At 41.7% G+C, this 18171-nt stretch carries 11 protein-coding genes, 1 tRNA gene and 2 rRNA genes; 8 read left to right on the top strand and 6 right to left on the bottom strand.

The features are described 5' to 3' along the window. Position 1 precedes the first annotated feature (1 nt). The 3 genes from AC30SF_RS02930 to AC30SF_RS02920 all read right to left on the bottom strand — a co-directional run bounded on the left by AC30SF_RS02930 (position 2) and on the right by AC30SF_RS02920 (position 4869). Positions 2-2898 (bottom strand): 23S ribosomal RNA (locus AC30SF_RS02930). Between the two features lie 250 nt (positions 2899-3148). After that, a tRNA-Glu gene (locus AC30SF_RS02925) sits at positions 3149-3224 on the bottom strand. 105 nt (positions 3225-3329) lie between these two features. Next, positions 3330-4869, bottom strand: a 16S ribosomal RNA gene (locus AC30SF_RS02920). Together the 16S and 23S rRNA genes with 1 tRNA gene alongside form the textbook arrangement of a ribosomal RNA operon. A gap of 513 nt (positions 4870-5382) precedes the next feature. Between AC30SF_RS02920 and AC30SF_RS02915 the strand changes: the two genes are divergently transcribed. The 8 genes from AC30SF_RS02915 (at position 5383) to yciH (ending at position 11640) form a co-directional block, all read left to right on the top strand. Then, complete coding sequence (locus tag AC30SF_RS02915; protein WP_489607509.1) at positions 5383-6231, top strand: VirK/YbjX family protein; 849 nt, start codon at positions 5383-5385, stop codon at positions 6229-6231. Continuing rightward, on the top strand, positions 6224-6901 hold the full coding sequence (cmk, locus tag AC30SF_RS02910) for a (d)CMP kinase (protein WP_489607508.1): 678 nt from the start codon (positions 6224-6226) through the stop codon (positions 6899-6901). Before AC30SF_RS02915 ends, cmk begins: the two co-directional genes overlap by 8 nt. Before the next feature lie 97 nt (positions 6902-6998). Beyond that, complete coding sequence (gene rpsA, locus AC30SF_RS02905; protein ID WP_021617104.1) at positions 6999-8645, top strand: 30S ribosomal protein S1; 1647 nt, start codon at positions 6999-7001, stop codon at positions 8643-8645. Between the two features lie 61 nt (positions 8646-8706). Then, positions 8707-8991 carry an integration host factor subunit beta gene (locus tag AC30SF_RS02900; RefSeq protein WP_021617105.1) on the top strand — a complete coding sequence of 95 codons (285 nt, stop codon included), beginning with the start codon at positions 8707-8709 and terminating at the stop codon, positions 8989-8991. Between the two features lie 98 nt (positions 8992-9089). Beyond that, complete coding sequence (locus AC30SF_RS02895) at positions 9090-9386, top strand: LapA family protein (protein ID WP_033002809.1); 297 nt, start codon at positions 9090-9092, stop codon at positions 9384-9386. After that, positions 9386-10576: a lipopolysaccharide assembly protein LapB gene (gene lapB, locus AC30SF_RS02890; protein ID WP_290521741.1), complete on the top strand. Its 1191-nt coding sequence runs from the start codon at positions 9386-9388 to the stop codon at positions 10574-10576. The genes AC30SF_RS02895 and lapB overlap by 1 nt, the downstream gene beginning before the upstream one ends. Before the next feature lie 32 nt (positions 10577-10608). Continuing rightward, on the top strand, positions 10609-11301 hold the full coding sequence (gene pyrF, locus AC30SF_RS02885; RefSeq protein WP_209362953.1) for an orotidine-5'-phosphate decarboxylase: 693 nt from the start codon (positions 10609-10611) through the stop codon (positions 11299-11301). Between the two features lie 6 nt (positions 11302-11307). Further along, positions 11308-11640, top strand: a complete 333-nt coding sequence (gene yciH, locus AC30SF_RS02880; protein WP_489607507.1) for a stress response translation initiation inhibitor YciH — start codon at positions 11308-11310, stop codon at positions 11638-11640. A gap of 222 nt (positions 11641-11862) precedes the next feature. Here the strand turns inward: yciH and AC30SF_RS02875 are convergent, their stop codons facing one another. Genes AC30SF_RS02875 through malQ form a run of 3 tightly spaced genes read right to left on the bottom strand, consistent with a single transcriptional unit; the run spans position 11863 to position 18118 of the window. After that, positions 11863-13530, bottom strand: a complete 1668-nt coding sequence (locus tag AC30SF_RS02875; RefSeq protein ID WP_489607506.1) for a PTS transporter subunit IIBC — start codon at positions 13528-13530, stop codon at positions 11863-11865. 10 nt (positions 13531-13540) lie between these two features. Next, a complete protein-coding gene (locus tag AC30SF_RS02870; RefSeq protein WP_489607505.1) occupies positions 13541-14332 on the bottom strand; it encodes an endonuclease/exonuclease/phosphatase family protein in 792 nt (263 codons plus the stop codon). A gap of 12 nt (positions 14333-14344) precedes the next feature. Further along, the gene (gene malQ / locus AC30SF_RS02865) at positions 14345-18118 is read right to left on the bottom strand and encodes a 4-alpha-glucanotransferase (protein ID WP_489607504.1); all 3774 of its coding nucleotides are present in this window, start codon (positions 18116-18118) and stop codon (positions 14345-14347) included. Between the last annotated feature and the right edge of the window lie 53 nt (positions 18119-18171).

Below are 18171 nucleotides of genomic sequence, written 5' to 3'. Positions count from 1 at the left end.
TATGGCTAAGCCTCTCGGGCAATTAGTATGCGTTAGCTCAATGTATCACTACACTTACACACCGCACCTATCTACGTCTTAGTCTTAAACAACCCTTACAGATTTTAAATCTGGGAGAACTCATCTCTTGGCAAGTTTCGTGCTTAGATGCTTTCAGCACTTATCTCTTCCGCATGTAGCTACCCGGCAATGCGTCTGGCGACACAACCGGAACACCAGTGATGCGTCCACTCCGGTCCTCTCGTACTAGGAGCAGCCCCAATCAATTCTCCAACGCCCACGGCAGATAGGGACCGAACTGTCTCACGACGTTCTAAACCCAGCTCGCGTACCACTTTAAATGGCGAACAGCCATACCCTTGGGACCTACTTCAGCCCCAGGATGTGATGAGCCGACATCGAGGTGCCAAACACCGCCGTCGATATGAACTCTTGGGCGGTATCAGCCTGTTATCCCCGGAGTACCTTTTATCCGTTGAGCGATGGCCCTTCCATGCAGAACCACCGGATCACTATGACCTACTTTCGTACCTGCTCGACTTGTCTGTCTCGCAGTTAAGCTTGCTTATACCATTGCACTAACCTCACGATGTCCGACCGTGATTAGCAAACCTTCGTGCTCCTCCGTTACGCTTTGGGAGGAGACCGCCCCAGTCAAACTACCCACCAGACACTGTCCGAGACCGCGTTTCGCAATCTTCGTTAGAACATCAAACGTTAAAGGGTGGTATTTCAAGGACGACTCCATAATCACTGGCGTGACTACTTCAAAGTCTCCCACCTATCCTACACATCAAAATTCAATGTTCAGTGTCAAGCTATAGTAAAGGTTCACGGGGTCTTTCCGTCTAGCCGCGGGTACACCGCATCTTCACGGCGATTTCAATTTCACTGAGTCTCGGGTGGAGACAGCCTGGCCATCATTATGCCATTCGTGCAGGTCGGAACTTACCCGACAAGGAATTTCGCTACCTTAGGACCGTTATAGTTACGGCCGCCGTTTACTGGGGCTTCGATCAGGAGCTTCTCTTTCAATTACACCATCAATTAACCTTCCAGCACCGGGCAGGCATCACACCCTATACGTCCACTTTCGTGTTTGCAGAGTGCTGTGTTTTTAATAAACAGTTGCAGCCAGCTGGTATCTTCGACCGGTTCAACCTTCAGGGGCAAGCCCTTACAATCTACGCCGGCGCACCTTCTCCCGAAGTTACGGTGCTATTTTGCCTAGTTCCTTCACCCGAGTTCTCTCAAGCGCCTGAGTATTCTCTACCTGACCACCTGTGTCGGTTTTCAGTACGGTTTAGTAAAGCCTTTCGCTTAGTGGCTTTTCCTGGAAGTGTGGTATCAGTTACTTCAGCTCCGTAGAGCCTCGTCATCATCTCTCAGTGTTAAGGAAGTCCGGATTTGCCTAAACTTCCCACCTACCAACTTAAACGTACATATCCAACAGTACGCTAACCTAACCTGCTCCGTCCCCACATCGCAGCTTTACCAAGTACGGGAATATTAACCCGTTTCCCATCGACTACGCTTTTCAGCCTCGCCTTAGGGGCCGACTCACCCTGCCCCGATTAACGTTGGACAGGAACCCTTGGTCTTCCGGCGAACGGGTTTTTCACCCGTTTTATCGTTACTTATGTCAGCATTCGCACTTGTGATACGTCCAGCATGCTTCTCAACACACCTTCATCCGCTTACACAACGCTCCCCTACCCAACAGACTTACGTCTGATGCCGCAGCTTCGGTGCTATATTTGAGCCCCGTTACATCTTCCGCGCAGGCCGACTCGACTAGTGAGCTATTACGCTTTCTTTAAATGATGGCTGCTTCTAAGCCAACATCCTAGCTGTCTAAGCCTTCCCACTTCGTTTCCCACTTAATATAGACTTTGGGACCTTAGCTGGCGGTCTGGGTTGTTTCCCTCTCCACGACGGACGTTAGCACCCGCCGTGTGTCTCCTGAGTATCACTCTTCGGTATTCGTAGTTTGCATCGGGTTGGTAATCCGGGATGGACCCCTAGCCGAAACAGTGCTCTACCCCCAAAGGTGTCCGCTCAAGGCTCTACCTAAATAGATTTCGGGGAGAACCAGCTATCTCCCGGTTTGATTGGCCTTTCACCCCCAGCCACAAGTCATCCGCTAATTTTTCAACATTAGTCGGTTCGGTCCTCCAGTTAGTGTTACCCAACCTTCAACCTGCCCATGGCTAGATCACCGGGTTTCGGGTCTATACCTTGCAACTCAACGCCCAGTTAAGACTCGGTTTCCCTTCGGCTCCCCTATTCGGTTAACCTCGCTACAAAATATAAGTCGCTGACCCATTATACAAAAGGTACGCAGTCACCCTTGCGGGCTCCCACTGCTTGTACGTACAAGGTTTCAGGTTCTATTTCACTCCCCTCACCGGGGTTCTTTTCGCCTTTCCTTCACAGTACTGGTTCACTATCGGTCAATCAGGAGTATTTAGCCTTGGAGGATGGTCCCCCCATCTTCAAACAGGATATCACGTGTCCCGCCCTACTTCTCGTTAGCTTAGTACCACGACCTGGACTTCGAGTACGGGGCTATCACCCTGTGTCGCCAAGCTTCCCAGCTTGTTCCTCTGTCTCTATCGCTATCACTAACAGGCTCTTTCGCTTTCGCTCGCCGCTACTCACAAAATCTCGGTTGATTTCTTTTCCTCGGGGTACTTAGATGTTTCAGTTCTCCCGGTTCGCCTCACTTACCTATGAATTCAGTAAGTGATAGTAGATTCTTCATCTACTGGGTTTCCCCATTCGGACATCTTGGATTAAACGCCTCTTATCGACTCATCCAAGCTTTTCGCAGATTAGCACGTCCTTCTTCGCCTCTGATTGCCAAGGCATCCACCTTGTACGCTTTGTCACTTAGCCATACAACCTCAAGTATTCTTAGGATGAACAATCTGATGAAGATAAAATGGAATTTAAAGTTAAAATCCACTCTACATCACAGATTGACGCTAAAAACACGTTAGGTTTGTCAGCCGTAACAGTTAATTTATTCAGAATCATTGCCTTTTATCAATGACCCTTACTCAGACTTTCTTGAAAGTCTCGTTTTCAGCTTGTTTCCAGTTTGTTAAAGAACAGTTTATTAAGAAGACAAAAAATCATCTTTAAATGGCGTCCCCACGGGGATTCGAACCCCGGTTACCGCCGTGAAAGGGCGATGTCCTAGGCCTCTAGACGATGGGGACAACATGTAAAGATATTCTTCACATCTTGCTTTATTTGTTTATTCTTCTTTTGTTTACAATCATCAGCCAAACTGTGTGGACACTTAAAGTCAATTCTATCTTTGGTAAGGAGGTGATCCAACCGCAGGTTCCCCTACGGTTACCTTGTTACGACTTCACCCCAGTCATGAATCATACCGTGGTAAACGCCCTCCCGAAGGTTAAGCTATCTACTTCTGGTACAACCCACTCCCATGGTGTGACGGGCGGTGTGTACAAGGCCCGGGAACGTATTCACCGCGACATTCTGATTCGCGATTACTAGCGATTCCGACTTCATGGAGTCGAGTTGCAGACTCCAATCCGGACTTAGACGTACTTTCTGAGATTCACTCCACCTCGCGGCTTCGTCACCCTCTGTATACGCCATTGTAGCACGTGTGTAGCCCTACTCGTAAGGGCCATGATGACTTGACGTCATCCCCACCTTCCTCCGGTTTATCACCGGCAGTCTCCTTTGAGTTCCCGACCTAATCGCTGGCAACAAAGGATAAGGGTTGCGCTCGTTGCGGGACTTAACCCAACATTTCACAACACGAGCTGACGACAGCCATGCAGCACCTGTCTCATGGTTCCCGAAGGCACTCCCGTATCTCTACAGGATTCCATGGATGTCAAGAGTAGGTAAGGTTCTTCGCGTTGCATCGAATTAAACCACATGCTCCACCGCTTGTGCGGGCCCCCGTCAATTCATTTGAGTTTTAACCTTGCGGCCGTACTCCCCAGGCGGTCGATTTATCACGTTAGCTACGGGCACCAAGCTTAAAGCCCAATCCCCAAATCGACAGCGTTTACAGCGTGGACTACCAGGGTATCTAATCCTGTTTGCTCCCCACGCTTTCGCACATGAGCGTCAGTACATTCCCAAGGGGCTGCCTTCGCCTTCGGTATTCCTCCACATCTCTACGCATTTCACCGCTACACGTGGAATTCTACCCCTCCCTAAAGTACTCTAGCTACCCAGTCTGAAATGCAATTCCCAGGTTAAGCCCGGGGATTTCACACCTCACTTAAATAGCCGCCTGCGTGCCCTTTACGCCCAGTTATTCCGATTAACGCTCGCACCCTCCGTATTACCGCGGCTGCTGGCACGGAGTTAGCCGGTGCTTCTTCTGTGATTAACGTCAATTTGTTGCGCTATTAACACAACAACCTTCCTCGTCACCGAAAGAACTTTACAACCCGAAGGCCTTCTTCATTCACGCGGCATGGCTGCGTCAGGGTTGCCCCCATTGCGCAATATTCCCCACTGCTGCCTCCCGTAGGAGTCCGGGCCGTGTCTCAGTCCCGGTGTGGCTGGTCATCCTCTCAGACCAGCTAGAGATCGTCGGCTTGGTAGGCCTTTACCCCACCAACTACCTAATCCCACTTGGGCTCATCTCATGGCATGCGGCCTCGCGGTCCCGCACTTTCATCTCTCGATTCTACGCGGTATTAGCGACAGTTTCCCGTCGTTATCCCCCTCCATAAGCCAGATTCCCAAGCATTACTCACCCGTCCGCCACTCGTCAGCAAGAAAGCAAGCTTTCTCCTGTTACCGTTCGACTTGCATGTGTTAAGCCTGCCGCCAGCGTTCAATCTGAGCCATGATCAAACTCTTCAATTCAAAAAGTTTAATCGCTCAATACTGCTGACTTAATTAATCATCTATAATAAATAAACGAATCTTCGTAGCACTATTCAGTTCAATTTTAAAATCTTTAATGATAAAACGAATCTTCAAGTGCCCACACAGTTTGTCTGATTGATTGTTAAAGAACATTTGCACTAAGCAAGGTTGATAATTCTAACTTCTCGTTATTTTATCGTCAAGAAAAATTTTTAAGAATTTTTCTTTTTGTTTGCCACCCTTGCGGTGCGGAGGCGTATTATAGAGATTCGATCCTGAGGATCAAGTGTTTTTTTCAAAAAAATGTCTGATAGGTTAGAAAAAACACAATCTATGTAATTTAATGCAAATTTTCACCGCACTTATACTACAATCTAAGCTAAGCGAATAGCAATTATGCTTATTGGCGGTTAAACTATTTCGTCTTCTTTGATACAATTTCTTCAACTATTCAGATTCCTATTTTTGAGGTTTGTTGTGACGGAATTCCATTTTCCAACATTTCATGAAATGTTTCCCGTAGAAAAACGCAAATTAAAATTGTTGCGGGAATGGCTACGTTATCGGGCGCGTCGTTTGGTTTTTACAGCGCAATGCCAGGCGTTAGTCGATTTTATTCATGAAAATCCCTTGTGGCAGCCGGTTTTTGCTCAGTATCCTTATCGTGTGAATACGCTATTAAGCCAGTACTGTGATAAACGCTTTAATGCGACACAGCGTTTAGACGCTATTAAGACCAATTTTGCTATGGCGGAAAAACACTTTGGTGTGTCGTTATGCGAGGCATTAATTTCACAACAGCCGGTACTGTTGGCACAGTTAACGGATGAATTGGCGCTAAATTTAACGCTCAACCATATCGATCCTTATGAAGGCTTTTTTGCTATCGCTTTAACCGATGCTAATCAACGTACGATTTATTCTGCCAGCTTTACGTTTTTAGCGGATAACCGCTTGTTAATCGCATCAATTCAAGGACCAAAAGGCGATGAGGCGCAAGATTTAGTACGTCAGGCGACAAAATTGTTGCATGGTGTTCGCCCGATGTTTATGTTGGTGAATGCGTTTAAAGTTTTTGCAGAAGCGTTGAATTGTCGCTTGGAAGGCATTCCGCATAAACGTCAGGCGAAATATCGTTGGAATGATTCGGCAAAATTATTGTTTAACTACGATGAATTTTGGCAGGAAAATGAGAGCAAGTTGGCTGAAAATTATTGGCAAATTCCGACCGCACTTGAGCGTCGACCTTTAGAAGACATTCAAAGTAAAAAACGTTCTATGTATCGTAAACGTTATGACATGTTTGACCAGATGACGGTTGAGGTTCAATCCCTTTTGACAGAGAAAAATCATGAATAAAATTATTACGGTTGACGGACCAAGCGGTGCCGGTAAAGGTACTTTATGTTACGCATTGGCAGAAAAACTAGGTTTTGCGTTGTTGGATTCCGGCGCAATTTATCGTGTGACGGCATTGGCCGCGTTAAAACGCCATGCCGATTTAACCAATGAAACCGAATTGGCTGAGCTTGCTCGTCATTTGGATATTCAGTTTGTGCCGAAAAATGGTGAAGTGAATGTATTATTAGGTGGCATGGATGTCAGCCATTTAATCCGTACGCAAGAAGTGGCGGATGCCGCATCAAAAGTGGCAGTTTTTCCGCAAGTTCGTGCTGCATTATTACAACTTCAACAGGATTTCGCCAAAAATGATGGTTTAATTGCTGATGGTCGCGATATGGGAACGGTGGTATTTCCTGATGCGCAAGTGAAATTATTTTTAGATGCGAGTGCGGAAGAACGTGCAAAAAGACGTTATAACCAGTTGCAAAATAAGGGGATTAATGGTAACTTTGCACAGATTTTAGCCGAGATAAAAGAGCGTGATTTACGTGATAGAAATCGGGCAGTCGCTCCTTTAAAACCTGCTGATGATGCGTTTTTACTTGACAGCACGACATTGAGTATCGATGAAGTGATTAGTCAGGCCTTAAACTATATTCAGCAACGTATTGATATTAAAGCTTAAATTTTTACGGTTTATTCAAGGATGGATAAACTTTGTTATCAGCCCCACTTTTTATGGATTAGAAGTGGACGTTATTTACTTAAATTGAAGATTAATTATGACAGAATCTTTTGCTCAACTTTTTGAAGAATCATTGAAAGACCTTGAAACCCGTCAAGGTGCAGTTGTTAAAGGTACCATCGTTGCTATCCAAAAAGGCTTCGTACTTGTAGATACCGGTTCTAAATCCGAGTCTGCAATTCCTTCCGAAGAATTTTTAAATGCACAAGGTGAATTGGAAGTTCAAGTTGGTGATGTTGTTGATGTTGTGCTTAAAGCTGTGGATGATGGTTTCGGTGAAACTGTTGCCTCCCGTGCTGATGCAAAACGCAACGAAGCTTGGATTGTATTGGAAAAAGCTTACGACGAACAAGCAACTGTACTTGGTTTAGTTAACGGTAAAGTGAAAGGCGGCTTCACAGTTGAGTTAAACGGTGTTCGCGCATTCTTACCGGGTTCATTAGTTGATACCCGCCCAGTTCGTGATGCAGATCACTTACTTGGTAAAGAATTAGAATTCAAAGTAATCAAACTTGATCAAAAACGTAACAATGTTGTTGTTTCCCGTCGTGCAGTAATCGAATCTGAAAGCAGCCAAGATCGTGAAGAAGTATTAGCGAACTTGTCTGAAGGTGCTGAAGTTAAAGGTACTGTTAAGAACTTAACTGACTACGGCGCATTCGTTGATTTAGGCGGTGTTGACGGTTTATTACATATTACCGATATGGCTTGGAAACGTGTTAAACACCCAAGCGAAATCGTTAATGTTGGTGATGAAATCACCGTTAAAGTATTGAAATTCGACAAAGATCGTACCCGTGTTTCTTTAGGCTTAAAACAATTAGGTCAAGACCCTTGGGCTGCAATCGCTGAAAATCATCCAGTAAACAGCAAATTAACCGGTAAAGTCACTAACTTAACTGACTACGGTTGTTTCGTTGAAATTTTAGACGGTGTTGAAGGTTTAGTTCACGTTTCTGAAATGGATTGGACTAACAAAAATATTCACCCATCTAAAGTGGTTAGCTTAGGTGATGTTGTTGAAGTAATGGTATTAGAAATTGATGAAGAACGTCGTCGTATTTCTTTAGGTTTAAAACAATGTAAACCAAATCCATGGACTCAATTCGCGGAAACTCACAACAAAGGTGACAAAGTTGTTGGTAAAATCAAATCTATCACTGACTTTGGTATCTTCATCGGTTTAGAAGGCGGTATCGACGGTTTAGTTCACCTATCTGATATTTCTTGGAATGTTCAAGGTGAAGAAGCGGTTCGTAACTACAAAAAAGGTGATGAAGTTGCCGCAGTTGTATTACAAGTCGATGCAGTGAAAGAGCGTATTTCTTTAGGTATCAAACAACTTGAAGAAGATCCATTCAATAACTTCGTTGCTATCAACAAAAAAGGTGCTGTATTAAATGCAAAAGTAGTTGAAGCTGATGCAAAAGGCGCTAAAGTTGAATTAGACGGCGGTGTTGAAGGTTACATTCGCGCAGCTGATTTAACTCATGAAGTTGCTGTAGGCGATGTTGTTGAAGCGAAATACACCGGTGTAGATCGTAAATCACGTATTGTTCACTTGTCTGTACGTGCAAAAGATCAAGCTGAAGAAGCGGCGGCTGTAGCAAACGTGAATAAGCAAGAAGAAGTTGCTATTCCAAATGCCATGGCTGAAGCTTTCAAAGCAGCTAAAGGTGAATAATTCACTTCATTAATAAACCGGCATAGCAATATGCCGGTTCATAAAAAGTTAGGAGAATGGTATGACAAAGTCAGAGCTTATTGGGCTTTTAATGCAAAAAAATAATAGCCTTTCCCTGAAACATATCGAAGAAGCCGTCAAAGCCATTTTAGAGCAAATGTCATGCGTATTAGAAAATGGCGAACGTATTGAAGTCCGAGGATTTGGTAGCTTTTCTTTACATTGTCGCCAACCTAGACTTGGGCGAAATCCTAAAACGGGAGAACAGGTTCAATTAGAAGCAAAGTGCGTACCCTATTTTAAAGCGGGCAAAGAGCTAAGAAAACGCGTTGACGTTTATGCATAATTTATTTCACTAACTTTCATTAACGACACTTTTAAGTGTCGTTTTTTATGCTCATTTTTGGCATAATGAGCAACAACTTTATTTTAAGGAGAAACCAAATGATTAAATATATTTTGGGATTAATCATTATCTTGGCTATCATCTTAGTTGCTGTTACCGTAGGAGCAAATAATGATCAAGTAATTACCTTTAATTACATTTTTGCCCAAAGCCAATTCCAACTTTCTACCTTAGTAGCTATTTTATTCGGCTTAGGGCTTATCCTTGGTTGGTTTATCACAGGGGTTTTCTACCTTAAGTTAAAATTAAAAAATATTGCATTAAATCGTCAAATAAAACGCCAAACTCAACAAATCAATGAATTAACGACCAGCAGAGATAAGGCTCCTCAATAATGCTTGAACTACTCTTCCTTCTTCTACCAATAGCTGCCGCGTATGGTTGGTATATGGGGCATCGTAGCGCCAAAAAAGATCAGGAAGATATCAGTAATAAACTCTCCCGTGATTACGTTGCTGGGGTTAATTTTCTTTTAGCCAATCAAACTGAAAAAGCTGTTGATTTATTTTTAGATATGCTACAAAAGCAGGAAAATGAAAATGAAATTGACAGCAATTCACAATTTGAAGCTGAACTTACCTTAGGTAATTTATTTCGTTCTCGAGGTGAAGTGGATCGCGCATTACGTATCCATCAAGCTCTCGATAACAGTCCTCATTACACATTCGAACAAAAGTTATTAGCTAAACAGCAATTAGCCCGAGATTTTATGGCAGTAGGTTTTTTTGACCGAGCCGAACACCTTTATATTTTAATGGTAGATGAACCGGAGTTTGCTGAAGGCGCACTACAACAGCTTGCGCTTATCTATCAGAAAACGAAAGAATGGAAAAAAGCCATTAATGTTGCGGAAAAATTAGCCAAAATATCACCCAATAGTCATCAAATTGAATTAGCGCATTATTATTGTGAGTATGTCAAAAATCTCCCTGACGAAAGTAAAGAAGATCCAAAACAAATTTTGTTACAAGCCCTCACCGTTTCTCCAACTTGCGTACGCGCCTCTATGATGCTGGCAGAATTATCCATTAAACAGAAAGATTACCAAAGTGCGGTGCATTTTTTAGAAAATATTTTAACGCAAAATCCTGATTATATTGGTGAGGTCTTGCACCGTTTAAAATTCTGTTATCAACAACTCAATCAACGGGATAATTTTGAATTATTTCTCATTAAGGCAAGCCGTGAAAAGAATAACAGTGCCGTTGCATTAATGTTAGCGGACTTAATTGAAGAAAAAGACGGTCGCGCCGCTGCACAACTCAAACTTTACCAACAATTACAGCAAAATCCGGCAACCCCTATTTTTCACCGTTTTATTCAATATCAAATTGATGACGCAGAAAAAGGCCGAGGAAAAGACAGCTTGATCTTGTTACATAAAATGGTAGGAGAACGAATTAAACAAACGTTTGGTTATCGTTGCAGTAATTGCGGTTATCAAACACACAAATTAATTTGGTGTTGTCCTTCTTGCCGCCAATGGGAAACGATTAAACCGGTTAGCTCAATTGAGCATAATTAAATGCTAACCTGCCTGTTTATAAGGAGAAAACTATGACGAATAAAGTCATCATTGCATTAGATTACGAAAAAGAAGCCGACGCATTGGCATTGGTTGATCAGCTTGACCCGCAAACCTGCCGCTTAAAAGTCGGAAAAGAAATGTTTACAACCCTTGGTACCGGATTTGTAAAACAACTACATAGTCGCCACTTTGATGTTTTTCTGGATTTAAAATTCCATGACATTCCAAATACAGTGGCAAGAGCAGTTCGTTCTGCCGCTGATTTAGGCGTTTGGATGGTGGACTTACACGCCAGTGGCGGTTTGCGCATGATGGATGAAGCGAAAAAAATCCTTGAACCTTACGGTAAAGAGGCACCTTTACTGATTGGGGTAACCGTATTAACCAGCATGGAAGACTTGGATTTATTACAAATCGGCATTAATTCCTCGCCAATGGAACACGTTATTCGTTTGGCACATTTAACACAACGTGCCGGATTAGATGGTGTGGTATGCTCCCCACAAGAAGTTGAAATTTTGCGTAGTACCTGTGGACCAGATTTTAAATTAGTTACCCCGGGAATTCGTCCTATCGGCACAGATTTTGGCGATCAACGTCGTGTCATGACGCCGGCAGCAGCAATTCGCTCCGGTGCAGATTATTTAGTGATTGGTCGCCCAATTACGCAAGCTGAAAATCCGGTTGACGTTTTAAATGCGATTAACGCTTCCATTGCGTAAATTATTATGACGAATCATTTAGTTTATTCTACCGAGAGTGGACGGATTAAAGCTGATAAACCACAAGCGCAAATTCCCCAAGGGGATGGCATTGTACGTATCCAGTTGCAAAAAAGCGGACGCAAAGGCAATGGTGTCAGTGTCATCACCGGATTGGGGCTTGCTGAAACCGAATTAAAATTGCTTGCGGCAGAGTTAAAAAAACGTTGTGGTTGTGGAGGGGCTGTAAAAAATCACACCATTGAAATTCAAGGGGAAAAACGTGATTTACTGAAACAGCTACTGGAACAAAAGGGTTATAAGGTAAAATTAGCCGGCGGTAAAACACCTATTCTTTAAAAAACATCTCCATATTTAAAAAGAGAAAGCACAAAATGCTAACGTTTTGTGCTTTCTTTGCTTTCTAATATTTCTAATATTTCTAATATTTCTAATATTTCTAATATTTCTAATAAAGAGACCTTAATCGGCTGAGGTGTTCTGAGGCTTATCTACAACGTTCTAATACATTAGTTAATTTGCCCCTAAAATTCACCGCACTTTTTGATCATAAAGGCCTCATTACGATTTAGGTATATCAACACCTGAAGCCAGTAAATCTTGAATATCTGATTTTAAGACATCGGCTTTAGGCCCGTAAATGGCTTGAATACCCGAACCTTTTACAATAAAGCCCATTGCACCGGCTTGTTTCCAACTCGCCTCATCTCCGACTAAATCAGGGTTATGCACTGTGATACGTAAACGGGTCATACAGGCATCCACCTCAGCAATATTGTTCCGTCCACCGAGAAGATTGATGATTTGTACCACTTGCGCACTAGCATTTGCGACTTTTTTCTCCTCTGCAGCAGGCGATTCGTCAGTGCCTTTCGCATCGTAGTTACCGTTACGACCTGCTGTGGCTAGATTGAATTTCTTAATCATGAAATTTGCGATGACAAATGACAACACAGCAAAAAGGCCGGAAACCCAAATGAAATTAACCAGATCCATGCCAATACCCGCTTTAATCGCCATTGGCGTACGAGTTAAAAATTCAATATTCCCAAACGCATGAACCCGTAAATTCACAATGTCTGCCATGGCAAAGGCACAACCTTGCACAACAGCATAAACAAGGTAAAGCGGTAATGCAACGAACATAAACATATATTCGATAGGCTCAGTAACACCGGTTAAAAACACCGCAAGGGCAGAAGAAAGGAAAATCCCTTTATAGAGGGTTTTCTTATCTGGATCAACATTGAGATACATCGCTAACGTAATCCCCATGAGAATACCACTTGAACCAATCATTTGACCCACTTTAAAACGTGCTGGGGTAACATGAGTGAGCAGTTCATTATATTGTGCTAAATCACCGGAATCTTTCAGGTTAATTAAATCACTGATCCAAGCGAGCCATAAAGGATCTTGTCCAAAGACTTGCTTACCTTGTTGTACTCCGGTTAAAAATTCATAGGTACCGCCCAATGACGTGTAGTTCATAGGAATGGTAAGCATATGATGTAGCCCAAATGGTAACAAAAGACGTTCTAATGTGCCGTAAACAAATGGGGCTAAGATCGGCGCAGAACTTTGTGAATTCGCAATCCACTCTCCAAAATGGTTTATACCGGTTTGTACTAAAGGCCAGAATAACGCCAAAATAATCGCAACGAATACGGAACGATAAATGACAACGAAAGGAACAAAGCGTTTACCATTAAAAAAGGTCAACACCTCTGGTAATTTACGGAAGTTGTAGTAACTGTTAAAGGTTGTTGCGCCTACAAAGCCCGCAATGATTCCCACAAAAACGCCCATGTTTAATGCTGGTTGTCCAAGAATATTCACAAAATAATGCGCCACAGGAATATCACCTGCAAATAGCGTGCTCACATGCGCCGTTGGGTCGGTTAACATTTCAATTTTTACGCCGAAAAAATTTCCCGTAATTAAGTTAATGAGAATAAAGGCAAGACCTGCGGCAAATGCACCACCCGCACGTTCATTTGCCCAACTACCACCAATGGCCAAAGCAAATAAGAGATGTAAGTTACCAATAATCCCCCAACCAATTTGTGCAATTATATGACCGATGCGAGCCAGCCATTCAGCATCACTAATTAATGGTAATGAGTTACCGATACTCACCATTAAACCAGCAGCAGGCATTACGGCAATCACGACCATCAGACATTTGCCGAATTTTTGCCAAAATTCAAAACTGAGCAATTTTTTCATATGTGTTCTCCTACAAAATGAGCTCAACGTCTAAACCGAAATGATCGGAAACGACCGGTTTATTTTTACCATTAAAAATCACCTGACTTGATAAAACCTGTTTCGGTTGATTTAAAAAAATGTAATCTAAGCGCTTTTCTTCGCTGTGGCCATTCCAACCATCAATGGCTTTCTCAACGGTAATTCCGCTGTCTTTCTGTTCTGCTATATCAAATGTATCAAGCAAACCTAAACATTTAATTTTCTGATACGAGACAGGATCGCTTATAGCATCTGTATTAAAATCACCCATCAGAATTTTAAGATTTTGGCTTTGATTGCGTTCCACGATGGTACGAATATTGTCCAATTGATTTTCCCCCTCGCAATTCGGTAAGTTGATATGGCAGGAATAACAATCCACAAGCTGCCCTTGATACTCTACTGTTAATCCCAGAATTTTACGGGAAAGAATAGAGTCGGCACATTGATGTTGGCTACAATAAAAGGCATCTACCTCATAAACCGGCAATTTAGTTAAGAATGCGATACCCTCATCATATTTGCCATAGCCAATATGCGAATTGCTCCAAAAAAGTGAATATTTTTGTCTCACTCGCGGATTAATTTTATTCAACAACACCACACCGTAATTATCTTGCTTTAATGCTTGAGAAATCACTGGGGATGACATTAATTGATTCACTTCTTGCAAAGCGATAATGTCATAACCTTTTTCAACAATAGTCTCGGCAATAACATCCATTTTTTCCGCTTGGTTATCTTCTAACCAAGCGTGTGTATTTAGGGTGAGCAGTTTCATAGATTCTCCCCTTTAATCCTCACAATGCCAAATATCAGCGTTATATTGTGCAATGGTGCGGTCAGATGAGAAAAAGCCCGCTTTCGCAATATTATGAATCACTTTTCTATTCCAGCTATCTTGATCTTCATAATCCGCTAAAATGCGTTCTTTTGCCTTCACATACGCATCAAAATCAATCAAGGTCATAAACCAGTCTTTATTAAGCAATTCATCATGCAGACGTTTTAAACGCGTTTTATTACCCAGTTTCACTAGCGTAGAATCAAGGATAAAATCGACCGCTCTTTTAATATATTTATCCTTTTCATAGTAATCTTTCGACACATAACCGGCAGTTTCATACAGCTTGATAATGCTTTCGGCATCCTTACCAAAGGTATAAATATTTTCTGCGCCGGCTAATTCTGCGATTTCAACATTTGCACCATCCATGGTGCCTAAAGTTAATGCACCATTCAGCATAAACTTCATATTGCCGGTACCAGATGCTTCTTTTGAAGCAAGGGATATTTGTTCTGAAATATCTGTTGCCGGAATCAATTTTTCCGCCACGCTAACATTATAGTTTTCCACCAAATACACGTTTAAATACTGATTCACGTCCGGATCATTATTGATTAACTCAGACAAGCAAAGAATTAAATGAATAATATCTTGCGCAATCACATAAGCAGGTGCAGCTTTCCCACCGAAAATCACGGTAATTTTCCGTTTTGGCAGTTTACCTGCTTTGATTTCAAGGTATTTATGAATTACATAAAGGGCATTCATTTGTTGGCGTTTATATTCATGGAAACGCTTAATTTGCGTATCGATAATCGAATTCTCATCCAATTCAATCCCTTTATTTTCTTTTAAATAGGTTTTTAGCGCCAATTTATTCTTGAATTTAATTTCCGCTAATTTTTGATGTACTTTTTTATCATCCTTAAATGCAAGCAATTTTTCTAATTTCGTTGCATCATGTAAATAATCATCGCCAATTAACTCTTTAATATACGCCGCTAATGGTTGGTTAGAAAACTCTAACCAACGGCGGAAGGTAATGCCATTTGTCTTATTATTAAATTTTTCAGGATATAACGCATAGAAGGCTTTCAGTTCAGAATTTTTCAAAATCTCTGTATGCAATGCGGCAACACCATTAACGGAATTTGAGAAATGAATATCCATATGCGCCATATGAACACGTTTTTGCTCATCAATAATGTGTACTGCGCTATCGTTATATGCTTTTTTGACCAATTTATCTAATTTTTTGATAATTTTAACCAAATGTGGGACAACTTCTTCTAAATAAGCTAAAGGCCATTTTTCTAATGCTTCAGCAAGAATCGTATGATTAGTATAGCCCACCATATTACGTACAATCTCTACCGCTTCATCAAATTTGATCTGATGTTTTTCTGTTAGTAAGCGAATTAATTCAGGAATGACCATGGATGGGTGAGTATCATTGATTTGCACGTAAGCATAGTCAGCCAAATCATGCAAATTACTGCCACGAGCAATGGCTTCATCAATAAGTAATTGTGCCGCATTAGATACCATAAAATATTGCTGATAAATACGTAATAATTCTCCATTTTTATCTGAGTCATCCGGATAAAGAAATAAAGTCAAGTTCTCTTGAATATCCGTTTTATCAAATTCAATGCCTTTTTTAATTAAATGATAATTCACTGATTGAATATCAAATAAATTAAGGTAATTTTTACTTTCTTTCTTGTAACCTAAAATATCAATGCGATCTAATTTTGAGGTTAACGTAAATTTTTTAAACGGCACTTCATAATGAATATCGGTGGGAATTAACCAAGAATTCTCTTCAATCCAATGGTTAGGTTCCGCATATTGTTCATTTTTCTTGAAGACCTGCTTAAATAAACCACAGTGATAGTTTAATCCTACCCCTTCTGCATTTAGGCCAAGTGTCGCCATTGAATCAACAAAGCAAGACGCTAAGCGACCTAGCCCCCCATTCCCCAAAGAGGGTTCCGGTTCAATATCTTCAATATGACTTAATGATTTTCCTGCCTGTGCCAGCTCATCTTTAATTTCTTGATAAATTCCAAGATTAATTAAGTTATTGGAAAGTAATTTACCGATCAAAAACTCTGCAGAAATGTAATAAACTTTCCGTTTTCCATTATTTTTAGGTTTATCTGCGGCAAGATGTTTAATGTAGTTTAGCAACTGAATATAAATTTCTTTATCGCTGAGCTGTTCTAATGATTTATTTGTCTCATTTTTCACATAGGTACTCAATTTCATCATGTCTTCTCCCTTATTTGCACGGTGATATAATGTTGTCACCTGTCTTAAAAAGTCTTTTTTCGCTTGCGTTAAATCGCTTGGTTGCATACGCCATTCCCAATTTCCACCAATTGTTGAAGGCGTATTCATTCTTGAGCTAGCCGGTAAGGCTAAAATATCCTGCATTGTGGCGATGGCAATATGACTAACCGTGGCAAAAAGCTGGCGAATCATTGCTTGGCAAATTGATTCATCATGACGGCGATGTGTATAACTGTTGATATATTGCTGTTGCTCTGGCGTTAAGCCGTTATACCATCCTTGCGTCACATCATTATCATGTGTCCCGGTATAAACAATGCTGTGAGGAATACAATAATGCGGACTATCTAAACTTTCACCGCTCACATCCTCAAAGCCAAACTGCAAAATTTTCATGCCGGGATAATTACAATCTGTCAGTAATTTTCGGGCTTTATCATCAATATTCCCCAAATCTTCAGCAATAATTGGCAAATCACCTAACTGCGCTTTAATTGCCTTAAATAAATCATATCCCGGGCCGGGTTGCCAGCAACCATATTTGGCGATGTCCGCTTTGCCATCCACTTGCCAATAATCGGAGAAGCCCTTGAAATGGTCAATACGAAGAACATCATAAATCTTGAAGCTTTCTTCGATACGATGAATCCACCAAGCATAATGTTGTTTTTTGTGCGCCTCCCAATCATAAAGCGGATTGCCCCACAGTTGCCCCGTTGCACTAAATTGATCTGCCGGCACGCCGGCAACAAAACGAGGATTCCGTTCTGCATCTAATTGGAATAATTCCGGTTTGGTCCAGACTTCAACACTATCTGCAGCGACATAAATCGGCATATCACCAATAATCTGAATCCCTTTCCTATTGGCGTAGGCTTTTAATGCTTTCCATTGTTGAAAGAAGAAATATTGCGTAACCTTAAAATACTGAATTTTTTCTTTCAGCATGGCTCGGTATTTCTCAAGTGCTTTTGGTTGGCGAGCAATGAGCTGTTTATCTTCCCATTTTTGCAGCGCTTTATTACCAAAATGTTCTTTAAATGCCATAAACTCGGCATAATCATCTAACCAAGTGCGGTTATTTTTTTCAAAGTTTTGAAAATCTGAGCGGAAAGCATCTTTTATCAGGAAATTTTTGACGGCAATTTCAAGAATAGGACGGCGTGCATGAAAAATGCGTTCATAATCCACTTTAGTCGGATCCTCTCCAAAATTTACAGAAGCATAGTCCGACGTATTTAGTAATCCCGCTTGGGCCAATAAATCAAAATCAATAAAGTGTGTATTACCGGCAATCGCTGAGAATGATTGATACGGAGAATCGCCATAACTCGTTGTGGTCAGCGGAAGGATTTGCCAATAAGTTTGTTTGGTTTCCACCAAAAAATCCACGAAATCATACGCAGATTGACCAAAGCTCCCAATACCAAATGCGTTTGGAAGCGAAGTAATGTGCATTAAAACACCACTTGAACGTGTAAACATAGTCTCTCCCTTCAGAAGTAAAGTGTCTGCCGATTCTAAACGAAACTCACATT

The organism is Aggregatibacter valvarum (genome assembly GCF_980468985.1).
This window is presented reverse-complemented; position numbering and strand designations above follow the sequence as displayed.

Bases quoted from the DNA above. Each gene is read 5' to 3' on its own strand.
- AC30SF_RS02915 (WP_489607509.1), top strand. From the start codon at position 5,383: ATGTTTCCCGTAGAAAAACGCAAATTAAAATTGTTGCGGGAATGGCTA.
- cmk (WP_489607508.1), top strand. From the start codon at position 6,224: ATGAATAAAATTATTACGGTTGACGGACCAAGCGGTGCCGGTAAAGGT.
- rpsA (WP_021617104.1), top strand. From the start codon at position 6,999: ATGACAGAATCTTTTGCTCAACTTTTTGAAGAATCATTGAAAGACCTT.
- AC30SF_RS02900 (WP_021617105.1), top strand. From the start codon at position 8,707: ATGACAAAGTCAGAGCTTATTGGGCTTTTAATGCAAAAAAATAATAGC.
- AC30SF_RS02895 (WP_033002809.1), top strand. From the start codon at position 9,090: ATGATTAAATATATTTTGGGATTAATCATTATCTTGGCTATCATCTTA.
- lapB (WP_290521741.1), top strand. From the start codon at position 9,386: ATGCTTGAACTACTCTTCCTTCTTCTACCAATAGCTGCCGCGTATGGT.
- pyrF (WP_209362953.1), top strand. From the start codon at position 10,609: ATGACGAATAAAGTCATCATTGCATTAGATTACGAAAAAGAAGCCGAC.
- yciH (WP_489607507.1), top strand. From the start codon at position 11,308: ATGACGAATCATTTAGTTTATTCTACCGAGAGTGGACGGATTAAAGCT.
- AC30SF_RS02875 (WP_489607506.1), bottom strand. From the start codon at position 13,530: ATGAAAAAATTGCTCAGTTTTGAATTTTGGCAAAAATTCGGCAAATGT.
- AC30SF_RS02870 (WP_489607505.1), bottom strand. From the start codon at position 14,332: ATGAAACTGCTCACCCTAAATACACACGCTTGGTTAGAAGATAACCAA.
- malQ (WP_489607504.1), bottom strand. From the start codon at position 18,118: ATGTTTACACGTTCAAGTGGTGTTTTAATGCACATTACTTCGCTTCCA.